The organism is Polaromonas sp. SP1 (assembly GCF_003711205.1).
Lineage (GTDB): Bacteria > Pseudomonadota > Gammaproteobacteria > Burkholderiales > Burkholderiaceae_C > Polaromonas.
Genome location: NZ_CP031013.1, coordinates 187265 through 200647 on the forward strand (window position 1 = coordinate 187265; position 13383 = coordinate 200647).

General features: G+C 62.5%; 11 protein-coding genes. 5 read left to right on the forward strand and 6 right to left on the reverse strand.

Annotation, left to right across the window (positions count from 1 at the left end; all coding sequences use genetic code 11):
- Window positions 1-306 precede the first annotated feature (306 nt).
- The gene (locus DT070_RS00900) at window positions 307-1119 is read right to left on the reverse strand and encodes a hypothetical protein (protein WP_228778616.1); all 813 of its coding nucleotides are present in this window, start codon (window positions 1117-1119) and stop codon (window positions 307-309) included.
- Window positions 1120-1158: 39 nt separating this feature from the next.
- Window positions 1159-2232: a UDP-N-acetylmuramate dehydrogenase gene (gene murB / locus DT070_RS00905; RefSeq protein ID WP_122953712.1), complete on the reverse strand. Its 1074-nt coding sequence runs from the start codon at window positions 2230-2232 to the stop codon at window positions 1159-1161.
- Window positions 2233-2285: 53 nt separating this feature from the next.
- On the opposite strand from murB, the gene DT070_RS00910 reads away from it, so the two are divergent.
- Both DT070_RS00910 and DT070_RS00915 read left to right on the forward strand, forming a co-directional pair.
- Complete coding sequence (locus DT070_RS00910) at window positions 2286-2771, forward strand: YajQ family cyclic di-GMP-binding protein (protein ID WP_122953713.1); 486 nt, start codon at window positions 2286-2288, stop codon at window positions 2769-2771.
- A 5-nt stretch (window positions 2772-2776) separates the two neighbouring features.
- A complete protein-coding gene (locus DT070_RS00915) occupies window positions 2777-3436 on the forward strand; it encodes a TIGR02281 family clan AA aspartic protease (RefSeq protein ID WP_194965975.1) in 660 nt (219 codons plus the stop codon).
- A 46-nt stretch (window positions 3437-3482) separates the two neighbouring features.
- Here DT070_RS00915 and plsY read toward each other — a convergent pair whose 3' ends face one another.
- From plsY to DT070_RS00930, 3 genes are all read right to left on the reverse strand, one after another.
- Complete coding sequence (gene plsY, locus DT070_RS00920) at window positions 3483-4115, reverse strand: glycerol-3-phosphate 1-O-acyltransferase PlsY (RefSeq protein ID WP_122953715.1); 633 nt, start codon at window positions 4113-4115, stop codon at window positions 3483-3485.
- A 93-nt stretch (window positions 4116-4208) separates the two neighbouring features.
- Window positions 4209-4721 carry an aminoacyl-tRNA deacylase gene (locus tag DT070_RS00925; RefSeq protein ID WP_122953716.1) on the reverse strand — a complete coding sequence of 171 codons (513 nt, stop codon included), beginning with the start codon at window positions 4719-4721 and terminating at the stop codon, window positions 4209-4211.
- A 25-nt stretch (window positions 4722-4746) separates the two neighbouring features.
- On the reverse strand, window positions 4747-5808 hold the full coding sequence (locus DT070_RS00930) for an aldo/keto reductase (RefSeq protein ID WP_122953717.1): 1062 nt from the start codon (window positions 5806-5808) through the stop codon (window positions 4747-4749).
- Between the two features lie 282 nt (window positions 5809-6090).
- Here DT070_RS00930 and DT070_RS00935 point away from each other — a divergent pair, with 282 nt between their 5' ends.
- The gene (locus DT070_RS00935) at window positions 6091-6756 is read left to right on the forward strand and encodes an OmpA family protein (RefSeq protein WP_122953718.1); all 666 of its coding nucleotides are present in this window, start codon (window positions 6091-6093) and stop codon (window positions 6754-6756) included.
- 195 nt (window positions 6757-6951) lie between these two features.
- Here the strand turns inward: DT070_RS00935 and DT070_RS00940 are convergent, their stop codons facing one another.
- Window positions 6952-8748, reverse strand: a complete 1797-nt coding sequence (locus tag DT070_RS00940) for an acyl-CoA synthetase (RefSeq protein WP_122953719.1) — start codon at window positions 8746-8748, stop codon at window positions 6952-6954.
- A gap of 7 nt (window positions 8749-8755) precedes the next feature.
- On the opposite strand from DT070_RS00940, the gene DT070_RS00945 reads away from it, so the two are divergent.
- Together DT070_RS00945 and DT070_RS00950 are read left to right on the forward strand one after the other, a co-directional pair.
- Window positions 8756-9691 carry an alpha/beta fold hydrolase gene (locus DT070_RS00945; RefSeq protein ID WP_122953720.1) on the forward strand — a complete coding sequence of 312 codons (936 nt, stop codon included), beginning with the start codon at window positions 8756-8758 and terminating at the stop codon, window positions 9689-9691.
- A 116-nt stretch (window positions 9692-9807) separates the two neighbouring features.
- Window positions 9808-13269 carry a response regulator gene (locus DT070_RS00950; RefSeq protein WP_122953721.1) on the forward strand — a complete coding sequence of 1154 codons (3462 nt, stop codon included), beginning with the start codon at window positions 9808-9810 and terminating at the stop codon, window positions 13267-13269.
- Window positions 13270-13383: the final 114 nt, after the last annotated feature.

Genomic DNA, 13383 nt, shown 5'->3' on the forward strand with positions numbered 1-13383 from the left:
TATGTAGAAGCCTGTTACGGCTTTTGTGCTGTTCATAGGTGCCGGTACTGCGCATTGTTTGAAAGCGTTCTTTAATTTAGTGAGTCACATTAAATTAATCTTTAATACGGGGCGCAAGTATGAAAACAAGCTTGAATAGAAGCCTAGGTGGCGAAAACCCGGCCGTGGCGGCATTCTTTTCGTGAAATTGGCCTCTAGCCCTTGTGGACTATGGGAAAGCAGCTATTAAAAGCATAGCAATTGCAGGGGGATGGGCTCTAATTCGAAATCTCTGCTGAACAGGTCCAACAAAGCCGGTCGGCAGACTCAGTCGCCCCCACCGCCACACCCCGAACCGCAACCACTCCCGCCGTCGCTGCCGCCGTCTCCGCTGCTGGATGAGCTTTCGCTGCCGCCGAAGCCATCCGCATCGCCGCTGTAGCTGCCGTCTGAAAAGCTTTCGCCGCAGTGGGCGCCGCAGCCGCCTCCCCCACCGTTATCGCGGCGCACGCCCTTGCAATCGGCCTGGTAGACAAAGCCGCCGGGGATGGCGAATTTGGCGTCCAGCGCAAACAGCAGGGGCAGGCGGCTGGGCTTTTTGGGGTTGATGGATTCTTCGCGGCAAGCCCAGTACCACGCGCGGCGCAGGCCGTCGTTGGTGGATGCCTTGTGGCCCAGCACTTCGGCGGGCACGTGGTCGATAAAACGGCCAATCACCAGGTTGCACCATTCGCGGTAGGCCGATGTGTGCAGGATGAATTCATGCCACATGCTGTCGACCACTTGGGACGGCATGGCGACGAAGCGCTTGTTGCTGCGCTGGCAGGCGATGAAGAACTGGCGCAGGCCGCGTTCGACCAGTTCGGCGTCGCGCAGGGTGAGGTGCGGGTAGGTGGCTACCAGCTTGTGCTTCAGGAAGTTGGGCAGCGGGGCTTCACGCACGAGGCGGCTGCGTTCGCGGCTGGCCCAAATACCGGCCATGCCCATAACGGCGAACAAGCCCACCGCCGTAACAATGACCACGGCCGGCGGGCGCCAGCCTATAAAAAACACGGCTAGCACGATGCAGACGGCGGTGAAGGCCAACCTGGCGGCGGTGGAAGCCGAATACCGCAGCACCAGCCGTCGCCACAGCGGCATACGCGGCCCGCGATAGGTCTCACCCAGCCGCGCCATGCCTTAGACCACCACCGGCTCGGGCTCCAGCAGGATGCCGAAGCGCTCATACACGCTGGTCTGGATGGATTTGGCCAGCGTCATGACCTCGCCGCCGGTGACGGGGTTGGCCGAGCCGCCGCGGTTGACGAGCACCAGTGCCTGCTTTTCATACACGCCGGCGTTGCCGATGGATTTGCCTTTCCAGCCGCAGGCGTCGATCAGCCAGCCCGCAGCCAGCTTTACCGAGCCGTCGGCCAGGTGGTAATGGACGATTTTGGGTTCGCGCTGGATGATGTCGGCGCATTGCTCGGGCGACACCGTAGGGTTTTTAAAGAAGCTGCCGGCGTTGCCGATGACCTGCGGGTCGGGCAGCTTGGCTTTACGGATCTCGCAGATCCACTCATAAATTTGTAGCGCGCTGGGCGCATGGATGCTGGACTGCAGCATCTTTTTCTCAATATCTGCATAGCCCAGCACGGCCTTCCAGGCCTTGGGCAGGGCAAAGCGCACCCTTGTAATGATCGCCTTGCCCTCCAGCCCGAAGCCGTGGACGCCTGGGCCGGCTGATTCCGGTGCCGAGCTGCTGTGCTTGAACACCGAATCGCGGTAGCCGAAGGCGCATTGCGCGGCATTAAGGGTAAAGGCCTGGCCGGTCGTCAAATCGATGGCGTCCAGCGACTCGAAGCGGTCTTGCAGCTCGACCCCGTAGGCGCCGATGTTCTGCACCGGCGACGCGCCGACCGTGCCCGGGATCAAGGCCAGGTTTTCCAGGCCGGGGTAACCGTTTTGCAGCGTCCAGGTCACCAGGTCATGCCAGTTTTCACCGGCGCCGGCCTCGACGATCCAGCTTTTGGCGTCTTCGCGCAGCAGGCGCTTGCCCATGATCTCGACCTTGAGCACCAGCGGCTTGACGTCGCCGGTCAGCACGATGTTGCTGCCGCCGCCCAGCACGAACTTGGGCGCGGCTTTCAGGGCCGGATCCTGCAGCATGGCGGCAATGTCGGCCTCACCCCCCACCCGGATCAGGCTGAGCGCCTTGGCCACGATGCCAAAGCTGTTGGAATGCTGGAGCGGAACGTTTTTCTCGACTAACATCCGTGGATTGTCTCACCCCCGCCCCACCCTATCCCCTAGCAAAGACTTGCACCATGCCCTCTTTCGACACCGTACTTGAAGCCGATCTGGTCAAGGTCAAAAATGCCGTGGAAAACACCGGCAAGGAAATCGCCACGCGCTTTGACTTCAAGGGAACCTCCGCCTCCATCGAGCTGAAGGAAAAAGACATCACGCTGATCGGCGACAGCGACTTCCAGCTCGACCAGATGAACGACATCCTGCGCAACAAGCTCACCAAGGCCGGCGTCGACATCCGCTTCCTGGACATCGGCAAGTCCGAAAAAATCGGCGGCGACAAGGTCAAGCAGGTTTCCAAGGTGCGCAACGGCATCGAGGCCGAGCAGGCCAAAAAAATCCAGCAGCTCATCAAGGGCAGCAAGGTCAAGGTCCAGGCCTCCATCCAGGGCGACGCTGTCCGCGTGACGGGCGCCAAGCGCGACGACCTGCAGGCCGCGATGGCCATGATCCGCACCGAGATCAGCGATTTCCCGCTGAGCTTCAACAACTTCCGCGACTGATCACCATGCGCGGCCCGCTGCTTGCGACATGCGCTGCCCTTGCGCTGCTTCACGGCACCGCGCAGGCCCAGTCCGTCGCGCTGGCGGGCATGCTGGGCAACAAGGCGCTGCTGGTCATCGACGGGGCGGCCCCCAAAATCCTGGCTCCGGGCCAAACGCATGAGGGTGTGAAGGTCGTTTCGACCACGGGCGATCAGGCGGTGGTTGAAATGTCCGGCAAACGCCATGCGCTGCGGGTAGGCGAGGCGCCCATCAGCAGCGGCGCCGGAGGTGGAACCGGCGCGCAGGCCGGGCAAGGCAACCGCATCGTGCTGACGGCGGGTAGCGGCGGCCACTTCATGACACAAGGCCAGATCAACGGCAAGTCCGCCCAGTTCATGGTGGACACCGGCGCCAGCGCGGTGTCGATGACGGTGACCGACGCCGAGCGCATGGGGGTTGACTACAAGTCAGGCCGGCCCGTGCAGTTGACGACGGCCAACGGCACCATCCTGGGCTGGCAAACCTCGCTCAACTCGGTGCGTGTGGGCGATGTGGAAGTTTTCAACGTACCGGCCGTCGTGGCTGCACGCGATATGCCTTTTATCTTGCTGGGCAACAGCTTCCTGACACGCTTTCAGATGAATCGCACCAATGAAGAAATGGTGCTGACCCGGCGGTACTAGCCGGCTGCACTAGCCGGCGCACCGTGCCGGCGCCGCTACGCGCCCGTCAGGCTTTCTTGCCGCTTCCCAGCTTCGACTCCGTGCCCTTGAGCAATTTGTTGATGTTTTCGCGGTGGCGGTAAATCAACAAGGCGCTGATGACAAACATCACCAGCAGGATGCGTTTGTCGACGTACCAGGCTTCGCGGTCGCCAAACAGGTAATACAGCGGCGCAAACACCGCCGCCACCAGGGACGCGAGCGAGGAATAGCGGGAAAAGAAGGCCACGATCACCCAGGTGAGCAGCGTGGCCAGGCCCAGCACCCAGCTCACGCCCATCAGCACGCCCGCCGCCGTGGCAACACCCTTGCCGCCCTTGAACTGGAAAAACACCGGATACAGGTGGCCCAAAAAGGCTGCAAGCCCCACCGCCGCGACCGTGCCGTCGCCCAGGCCGTAGTCGCCGCCAAACCACTGGACCAGCACCACCGGCAGCCAGCCCTTGAGGCCATCCAGCAGCAAGGTGATGACCGCCGCCGCCTTGCTGCCCGAGCGCAGCACATTGGTGGCGCCGGGGTTTTTGCTGCCGTAGCTGCGCGGGTCGCTCAAGCCCATGGCCTTGCTCACAATCACCGCAAACGAGAGTGAACCGAGCAGGTAGGCCAGCAGCGTGGCAGCGATGGAGTAGGCGTAGTTCACTTTGATCTTCCTCGTAATTTTTGTTGTCGTTGTCGTTGTCGTTGTCGTTGTCGGTATGGTGGTCGCGCAGTTGCAGGGGAGTGGCCGGCAGCTTTAACCGTAGCCCGCCGCGTTGTCCAGACTCAAAGCGCAATTCACTGATTTTGCACCCAGCAATGTGACACACACCTGCGGGTCAATACCGATCAGGTAGCCGCGCCGCCCGCCGTTGATAGCGATTTTAGGCAGGGTGAGGATGCTCTCTTCGATGTAGACCGGCATGGCTTTTCGCGTGCCGAAAGGCGATGTACCGCCCACCAGGTAACCGCTGTGGCGGTTGGCGACTTCGGGTTTACAAGGCTCGACCGACTTGGCACCGATTTGCCGCGCCAGATTTTTTGTGGAAACCTTGCGGTTGCCGTGCATCAGCACCAGCAGTGGCTTGGCGTCCTGGTCTTGCATGACCAGTGTCTTGACGACGGTGAACGGGTCAAAGCCCAGCACCTCGGCGCTGTGCTGGGCGCCGCCGTGCTCGAGGTACTCGTACGGATGCTCGGTGAAAGGCACCTTGCTCGCCTTGAGCAGCTGCGTAGCGGGCGTTTCGCTGACGTGGTCCTTTTTCCCCATCACCTAATCCCTCAACTCCCTGCCTTCACAGTGCCGGGTCGCGCGATTCCCAGCGGATTTTGTCGATCTCGGCGAGAACTTCGGCGGACAGCTTGGTGCCCCACGCATCCAGGTCTTCATCCAGTTGCGCGACCGAGGTCACGCCAATGATGGTGCTGGCGACCTGCCATTTGGTGTAGCAAAAGGCCAGTGCCAATTGGGTCGGGCTCAACTTGTTGTCGCGCGCCAGCGCGTTGTAGCGGCGCGCCGCGGCCAGGGCCTCGGGGCGGCCCCAGCGCTGCTTGCGCACGGATTCGAATTTTCCGATGCGCGCATTCTTGGGGGCGTTCGGGCCTTCGATGCCGGACTCGTCGTACTTGCCCGTCAGCAAGCCAAAACCCAGCGGCGAATAGGCCAGCAGCGAGACACCCAGGCGGTGCATGGTTTCGTCCAGGCCGTTTTCAACGGTTCGGTTGACCAGGCAATACGGGTTTTGCACGGCAGCCACGCGCGGCAGGCCGTGCTGCTCGGCCAGGCGCACAAACTCGTGCACGCCATACGGCGTTTCGTTCGACAGGCCGATGGCCTTCACCTTGCCGGCCTTGACCAGACCGCCCAGTGCTTCAAGCTGTTCGTGGATAGGCGTGGCAGAGCGCTCCTGCTCGGGGTTGTAATACAGCGCGCCGAAGGCGGGCACATGGCGCTCGGGCCAGTGGATCTGGTAGAGGTCGATCACGTCGGTCTGCAGGCGCTTGAGGCTGGCGTCGCATGAAGCCACGATGTCTTTGGCCGTCATGCCGCTGCCTTCACGCACCCAGGGCATGCCGCGCGAAGGGCCGGCCACTTTGGTGGCCAGCACCAGCTTGCCGCGGGCCGAAGGGTTTTTGGCGAACCAGTTGCCGATGATGGTTTCGGTCGAGCCGCAGGTTTCTGCGCGCGCCGGCACGGAGTACATCTCGGCCGTGTCGATGAAGTTGACACCGCGCTCCAGCGAGCGGCTCAGGATGGCATGGGAAGTTTTTTCGTCCACCTGTTCACCGAATGTCATGGTGCCCAGGCAAATGGGGGTCACGTGCAGGTCGCTGGAGCCGAGTTGGACTTTGTTCATGGGGATTGGCGGTTGAAGATGAAAGAAGCCACCCGTCGCGGGGGCGCAATGGCTTGTGAAAGATTTCACAAAACGGCTAGTTTATAGGCTCAGAACACGGCGTGCAGGGCGTCCAACTCGGGTCTTTGTCTTACATCTTCTCACCAATCGCCTGCCTACCATTCACACAGCAGCGTTTTAATCCCGTCGTGATTGAGCGCCGGTTGGTGAATCAAACATTCACCGGCTCACCCTTCATAACGACATCTTTCTAATTATTCAATTTTCCCGAGGAGCATTTTCATGAACAAACTGACCATCACATCCATTACCAGCGCAGCGCTGATCGCCCTGACCCTCTCCGGTTGCGCCAACATGAGCGAAACCCAAAAGGGCACGGCGCAAGGCGCGGGCATCGGCGCGGTTGCCGGCGCACTGCTGGGCGCGGCCACCGGTGGCTCCAAGGGCGCGGCCACGGGCGCCGTCCTGGGCGGCGCTGTTGGCGCCGGCGGCGGTTATATCTGGTCCAAGAAAATGCAGGACCAGAAAGCCGCGATGGAACAAGCGACCGCAGGCACCGGCGTGGCCGTGAGCCAGACCACCGACAACCGCCTGAAGCTGGACATCCCGAGCGACGTGTCGTTTGACGTGGGCCGCTCGGCCATCAAGCCCAACTTCGCGCCCATCCTGAACCAGTTCGCGACCAGCCTGAACCAGAACCCGGTGACCACCGTCACCATCATCGGCCACACCGACAACACCGGCTCGGATGCCGTCAACAACCCGCTGTCGATTGATCGTGCCGATGCCGCCCGTGACTACCTGGTCAGCCGCGGCGTCGCCCGTACCCGCATCGCCACCGACGGCCGCGGTTCGCGCGAACCCATTGCCGACAACAACACGCAACAAGGCCGCGACAAGAATCGTCGCGTTGAAATCTACGTAGCCGAACAGGTTGCCGCGAGGTAATTGCACACCCCTGCCGGCGCTCACTGCGTGTAGCGCCACCTCCCCTTGCAGATAACTGGGCACACCCCTATCGGCGTTCACTGCGTGTAACGCCTTTTCCCCTTGCAGGGGACGGCGCTTGTGGCCTGGCGAAGCCAGTTCCACGGCGCCTGCTGGAATAAAAAAGCACCCATCGGGTGCTTTTTTATGGCTGCGTCAGGTTGGTGATTGCGCCCTGAATCTTTCTTCTTCCTGCAACCGGAGCACCCGCCGCTGCACCTTGCCGGTCGTCGTCATCGGCAGCGCATCGATGAATTCAATCTCCTTCGGGTACTCGTACGGTGCCAGCATGGTTTTGACGTGGGCTTGCAGCCTGGCTGTCAATTCTTCATCAAATCGGGCTCTAGCCAAGGTGGCGTCTGGGCGCTCAGCTATCAAATCAGGAGCAAGCACGACATAGGCCTTGACGACGGCGCCGCGTTCCCGGTCGGGTTTTGGCACGACGGCGGCGTTGGCGACGGCGGCGTGTTTGACCAGGCAGTTTTCGATTTCGCCGGGGCCGATGCGGTAGCCGGCGGCCTTGAACACATCGTCGGCGCGGCCTTCGTACCAGAGGTAACCGTCGGCGTCGCGGCGGGCCAGGTCACCGGTGCGGCACCAGTCGCCGGTGAATTTGCCGCGGGTGGCTTCGTCTTTCTTCCAATAGCCCAGAAAGAAAATCGGGTCGGGCTTACCGTGGATGTCATAGCGGTTGACTGACACATCGCCCGGCACGCCGACTGCGCATTCATTGCCTTCGTCGTCGATCACCGCCACGCGGTGGCCCGGGTAGGCTTTGCCCATGCTGCCGGGGCGGGCGGGCCAAAGCCGGCTGCAGTTGCCGACGACGTAGTTCATCTCGGTCTGGCCGAACATCTCGTTGACGGTGACGCCGAGCTGCTCCTGGCAGTACGCAAACACCGCATCACCCACGGCTTCACCGGCGCTCATCATGGCCTGCAGCTTCAGCTTGAAATGTTCGCGGGGTTTGGGATAGGCCTTCATCATGGCCTTGAGCGCGGTGGGGAACAAAAAGGTGTGGGTCACACCCTGTTCGGCCATCAGGCTGAAGGCCAGCTCGGGGCTGAAGCGCCCGTTAAAGGCGACGATGGGCCGGCCGAAATACAGGCTGGGCAGCAAGGCATCCATCAGGCCGCCGGTCCACGCCCAGTCGGCCGGAGACCAGAACACGGCGTCCGATTTCTTGTTGGTTTTACCGTCGAAACCAAACCAGTTGTGGCTGCAGATAAAGCCCGGCAAGTTGCCGATCAATGCGCGGTGCGGCAGCAGCGCGCCTTTGGGCGGGCCGGTGGTGCCGCTGGTGTAGATCAGGATCGCGCCCTCGTCGGCCTTGGTCTTGACGGCGGTGAAGGCACTCTTGTGCGCGGCCAGCGAGGTTTCGTAATCCACGTCGCCCTTGCCCTTGGCCGTACCCGCAGCCACCACGGTGCGCAAGGCCGGGCAGTTACCGCGAATGGACTTGAGGCTGTCGATCGAGCTCTCATCGCAAATCGCCACCACCGCATCGCTGTCCTGCAGCCGGTATTCCAGCGCCTCCGGGCCGAACAGCATGGACAGCGGCATCGCCACCGCTCCCATCTGGAACACCGCCATATAGGCCACGGCGGTTTCCAGGCGCTGCGGCATCACGATGGCCACGCGGTCGCCGCGTTGGACGCCCAGCCCCGCCAGCACATGGCTGAGCGCATCGGCACCCGCCTGCAGCGCCTGGTAGGTATGAAAAACGGTTCCAGCCCTTGTCCCGTGTTCACGTATAGCTATCTTTTTGATAGCGCCAGGGGTTTCGCGCTCGGCACGGGCCCAGCGGCTGCAGCAGGCTTCGGCGATGTTGAAATGCTCATCCACCTGCCAGTGAAAGCCGGCGTGGAGGGCCGCGTAGTGGTCGGCCTGTGTGGGGGGGCCGGCGGGCTTGTCCCTGTGTTGACTGCTCTTGAATGTATGTCTGCTTATCATTGCGCCAATGTACAAAGAAAAACGATCTTCCCGCAGCGAGTTTGTCCCTATACGTGGCTTGAGTTACCACGTGCGCCTGTGGGAAAGTCCCTCGGACGCGAACGCTGCGCTGCCGCCGCTGGTGCTGGTACACGGCTGGATGGATGTGGCGGCTTCCTATCAGTTCATGGTGGATGCCCTGTCGGACGCCTTCGCGCAAGGCCGCACCCTCATTGCCCCTGACTGGCGCGGCTTCGGGCTGACCGGCTCAGGCCCCGAAGGCAGCCCTGCCGACAATTACTGGTTTGCCGACTACATGGCCGACCTCGATTTTTTGCTGGACCATTACGTGGGCGACAAACCCGTCGACCTGGTCGGCCACAGCATGGGCGGCAATGTCGCCATGCTGTACGCCGGCGTGCGGCCCGCGCGCATCCGCAAGCTGGTCAACCTGGAAGGCTTTGGCCTGCCGCCCAGCAAGCCCGAACAGGCGCCCGGCCGCTATGCCAAGTGGATTGACGAGCTCAAAACCCTGCACCGCGGTGAGCTGGCGCTCAAGGCCTATGACGACGTGGCCGGCGTGGCGCGCCGCCTGATGAAGACCAACCCGCGCCTGTCGGCCGACAAGGCCGGCTGGCTGGCCAGCCACTGGGCGCGCCCGGATGCGGCGGGACAATGGCAGATCCTGGGGGAAGCCGCGCACAAGATCACCAGCGCCCAACTCTACCGCGTGGACGAAGCGCTGGAAATCTACCGCCGCATCAGCGCACCCGTGCTGGCGGTCGAGGCTTCCGACGACTCCCTGGCCACCTGGTGGCAGGGCAAATACACCCTGGCCGAATACCACGAGCGGCTCCAGCAGGTGCGTCAGGCGCAGGTGGCGGTCATTGAGGATGCCGGCCACATGCTGCACCACGACCAGCCGGAACAGCTGGCCAGGCTGATCGAAAACTTCTTGCGCTAAAACTGATTCCAAGGCCTTCTCCTACAAGAAAACCGGTCAGTCTGAGTCACACTTGACGCTTTTTGCGGTGTAAGAGCCTGTTCAATGTGTAAACGGGCTCTAGAAGCGGAGACAGCATGACCGGGACAGCCAGCATCGATCAGGATAAATTTCGCACCATCCTGACGCGCAACATCACCCTGCCCCTGGGCCTGGGCGCCCTCAGTGCGGCGCTATTCGTTGGCCTGATTCTTTTCCTGCTTTCATCCCTGAAGTGGGTCGAGCACACTGAGCGGGTGATCGGCAACGCCAACGAGATCAGCAAGCTTGCCATCGACCTGGAAACCGGCATGCGCGGTTTCCTGATCACGGGCGAGGAAACCTTTTTGCAGCCCTACGACATCGCCAAATCGCGCATCGCCAGCGATACCGCAGCCCTGTCCGCGCTGGTCACCGACAACCCTCAGCAGACAGACCGCCTGCGCCGCATCGCATCGCTGCAAACCCAGTGGAACGAGTTTGCCCAGAGCGCCATCGACCTGCGCCGGCAGCAAGGCAATTACCAGGAGACCATTCGCGCGGGCCGCGGCAAGGCGATCACCGACGAAATGCGCCGCGAGTTCCAGTCTTTCATCACCATGGAAAGACGCCTGCTGCAGGAGCGCAACGACGACGCCAAGACCATCACGATCTGGAGTGTCGTGCTCTACCTTGTCTTCACCCTGGGCGTAAGCGTGCTCCTGGCATTGTTCGGCCGGCGCGAGCTGGTCCGCCTGTCCGACACCTATAACGCGGCGCTGCGCCAGCAGGCCGCCGACGCCGCCGTGGTGCAGGAACAGGCCTGGCTGCGCACCGGCCAGACGCAGCTGGCGGAGCAGATGATCGGCCAGCAGGTGCTGGGCGCCATGAGCCGCAGCGTGCTGGAATTCCTGGCCCGCTACCTGCGCTTCGAAGTGGCGGCGGCCTACGTGCGCGAAGACAACGGCGAGCTGCGCCGTATCGCCAGCTACGGTTTTAGCAAGGAAGCGGATGACGCCCGGCAAATCCTTGCCGGCAACGAAAGCCTGGTGGCGCAGGCGGCCCTGGAAAACCGCGTGATACAGATTGATGACCTGCCGGCCGGCTACCTGAAGGTCAGTTCCGGCCTCGGTGAGACCGCGCCGCGGCATGTCCTGATCGTCCCGGTGGCCCATGAACGCGCTGTCAATGGCGTAATCGAAATCGGCTTCCTGCGCGAACTGGCGCCGCGCGACATGGAATTTGTCAAGCTGATCAGCGGCAGCGTCGGCACCTCCATCCATAGCGCACTGGCGCGCCAGCGCCTGCAGGACTTGCTGGCCGAAACCCAGCAGCTCAATGAAGAATTGCAGGTGCAGCAGGAAGAACTGCGTACCGCCAATGAAGAGCTTGAAGAGCAATCGCGCGTGCTCAAGGAATCGCAGGCCAACCTGGAAAACCAGCAGGCGGAACTCGAGCAGACCAATGTGCAGCTGGGCGAGCAGGCGCTTTCACTCGACCAGAAAAACGAGGCCTTGAGCCTGGCGCAGACGCAGCTCGAGGCCCGGGCGGAAGAGCTCGCACGCGCCAGCCGCTACAAGTCGGAGTTCCTGGCCAACATGTCGCACGAGTTGCGCACGCCGCTCAACAGTTCCCTGATTCTTGCGAAACTGCTGGCGGACAACGCCAAAGGCAATCTGAGCGAAGAACAGATCAAGTTCGCCCGGTCCATTTATTCGGCCGGCAACGACCTGCTCAACCTGATCAACGACATCCTGGACATCTCCAAGGTCGAAGCCGGCAAGCTCGAACTCTCGCCGGAAGACATTCAGGTTGGCAGGCTGGTCGATTCGCTGAAGAGCACCTTTGAGCCGCTGGCCGGCCAGAAAAGCCTGAAGTTCGAGGTCATGGTGGACCCGGCCACGCCGGCGGCCATCTTCACCGACCGCCAGCGTGTCGAGCAGATCCTCAAAAACCTGCTGTCGAACGCCGTCAAATTCACCGAGACAGGCGCCGTCCGCCTCAACGTGTCGCCGCAACCCGGCGGCTACATCGCGTTTGCGGTGCAGGACTCCGGCATCGGCATCCGCGAAGACCAGCAGGCGATCATTTTTGACGCCTTCCGCCAGGCCGACGGCACAACCAGCCGGCGCTACGGCGGCACGGGCCTGGGTTTGTCGATCTCGCGCGACCTCAGCACCTTGCTCGGCGGATCGATCAGCGTCGCAAGCATCGAAGGCAAGGGCAGCACCTTCACGCTGCTGCTGCCTTGCAGCTGGAGCCAGCCTCAAACACTTCAGGCGCCTGCGCCGGCAGTGATCGTGGCCGCACCCGCCCCGGCCCCCGCAGCCGCGGCGGCCAAGGCCGTCCAGCCGAGGGAGCCTGCCTTCCCCGATGACCGCCACACCCCGTTCAAGGCCCGCCTCGCGCTGGTCATCGAGGATGAATCGGCGTTTGCGCAAATCCTGTACGACCTGGCGCACGAGCTGAACTACAGCTGCCTGGTTGCGCACAGCGCTGAAGACGGTTTTGCGCTGGCAAGCCAGTTTGTGCCCCACGCCATCCTGCTCGACATGAATCTGCCCGACGGCTCCGGCCTCTCGGTGCTGCAGCGCCTGAAAGAAAGCGCGCAGACGCGGCACATCCCGGTGCACGTGGTCTCGGCCCAGGACCGCAGCGAAGCGGCCCTGCAGATGGGCGCCATCGGCTACGCGATCAAGCCCACCACACGCGAGCAGCTCAAGGAGGTTTTCCGCAAGCTGGAGGACAAGCTCACGCAGAAGGTCAAGCGCGTGCTGCTGGTGGAAGACGATGCGATGCAGCGCGACAGCGTCACCCACCTCATCAGCGACGACGACGTGGAAATTACGGCGGTGGAGACGGGCGCAGAAGCCCTGGCACTGCTGACCACCACCATCTTCGACTGCATGATCATCGACCTGAAGCTGCCCGACATCCAGGGCGCGGAGCTGCTCAGGCGCATGTCGACCGAAGACATCACCTCCTTCCCGCCGGTCATCGTCTACACAGGGCGCAACCTGACACGCGATGAAGAGTCGGAGCTGATGAAGTATTCGCGCTCCATCATCATCAAGGGCGCCCGCTCGCCGGAGCGCCTGCTCGACGAGGTGACGCTGTTCCTGCACAAGGTCGAGTCCGAGCTCTCGGCCGAGCGCCGGACCATGCTCAAAACCGCGCGCAGCCGCGACCGCGTGTTTGAGGGCCGAAAAATCCTGCTGGTGGACGATGACGTGCGCAACATCTTCGCGCTCACCAGTGCGCTGGAACAAAAAGGCGTCCAGGTTGAAATCGGCCGCAACGGTTTCGAAGCCATCCGCAAACTTGAGGAGGTGGCCGATATCGACCTGGTGCTGATGGACGTGATGATGCCGGGCATGGACGGCCTGGAGGCCACGCGCCGCATCCGCCAGAACCCGCGCTTTCAAAAGCTGCCCATCATCGCCGTGACGGCCAAGGCCATGAAGGACGACCAGGAGCAGTGCCTGCAAGCCGGCACCAACGACTATCTCGCCAAGCCCATCGATCTTGACCGTCTGTTCTCGCTGCTGCGCGTCTGGATGCCCAACCTGGAACGTCTTTGAGCACGAACCAGGAAAAGGTGGGCAAGGCCGCCAGCGCGGCGGATGACGGCGCGGGCACACCCGAAGCCGCGCCGGGGGTTGCTGCGCCGCTGATCCGGAGTTCGGCGGCGATGG

Bases quoted from the DNA above. Each gene is read 5' to 3' on its own strand.
- DT070_RS00900 (WP_228778616.1), bottom strand. From the start codon at position 1,119: ATGCCGCTGTGGCGACGGCTGGTGCTGCGGTATTCGGCTTCCACCGCC.
- murB (WP_122953712.1), bottom strand. From the start codon at position 2,232: ATGTTAGTCGAGAAAAACGTTCCGCTCCAGCATTCCAACAGCTTTGGC.
- DT070_RS00910 (WP_122953713.1), top strand. From the start codon at position 2,286: ATGCCCTCTTTCGACACCGTACTTGAAGCCGATCTGGTCAAGGTCAAA.
- DT070_RS00915 (WP_194965975.1), top strand. From the start codon at position 2,777: ATGCGCGGCCCGCTGCTTGCGACATGCGCTGCCCTTGCGCTGCTTCAC.
- DT070_RS00925 (WP_122953716.1), bottom strand. From the start codon at position 4,721: ATGGGGAAAAAGGACCACGTCAGCGAAACGCCCGCTACGCAGCTGCTC.
- DT070_RS00930 (WP_122953717.1), bottom strand. From the start codon at position 5,808: ATGAACAAAGTCCAACTCGGCTCCAGCGACCTGCACGTGACCCCCATT.
- DT070_RS00935 (WP_122953718.1), top strand. From the start codon at position 6,091: ATGAACAAACTGACCATCACATCCATTACCAGCGCAGCGCTGATCGCC.
- DT070_RS00940 (WP_122953719.1), bottom strand. From the start codon at position 8,748: ATGATAAGCAGACATACATTCAAGAGCAGTCAACACAGGGACAAGCCC.
- DT070_RS00945 (WP_122953720.1), top strand. From the start codon at position 8,756: ATGTACAAAGAAAAACGATCTTCCCGCAGCGAGTTTGTCCCTATACGT.
- DT070_RS00950 (WP_122953721.1), top strand. From the start codon at position 9,808: ATGACCGGGACAGCCAGCATCGATCAGGATAAATTTCGCACCATCCTG.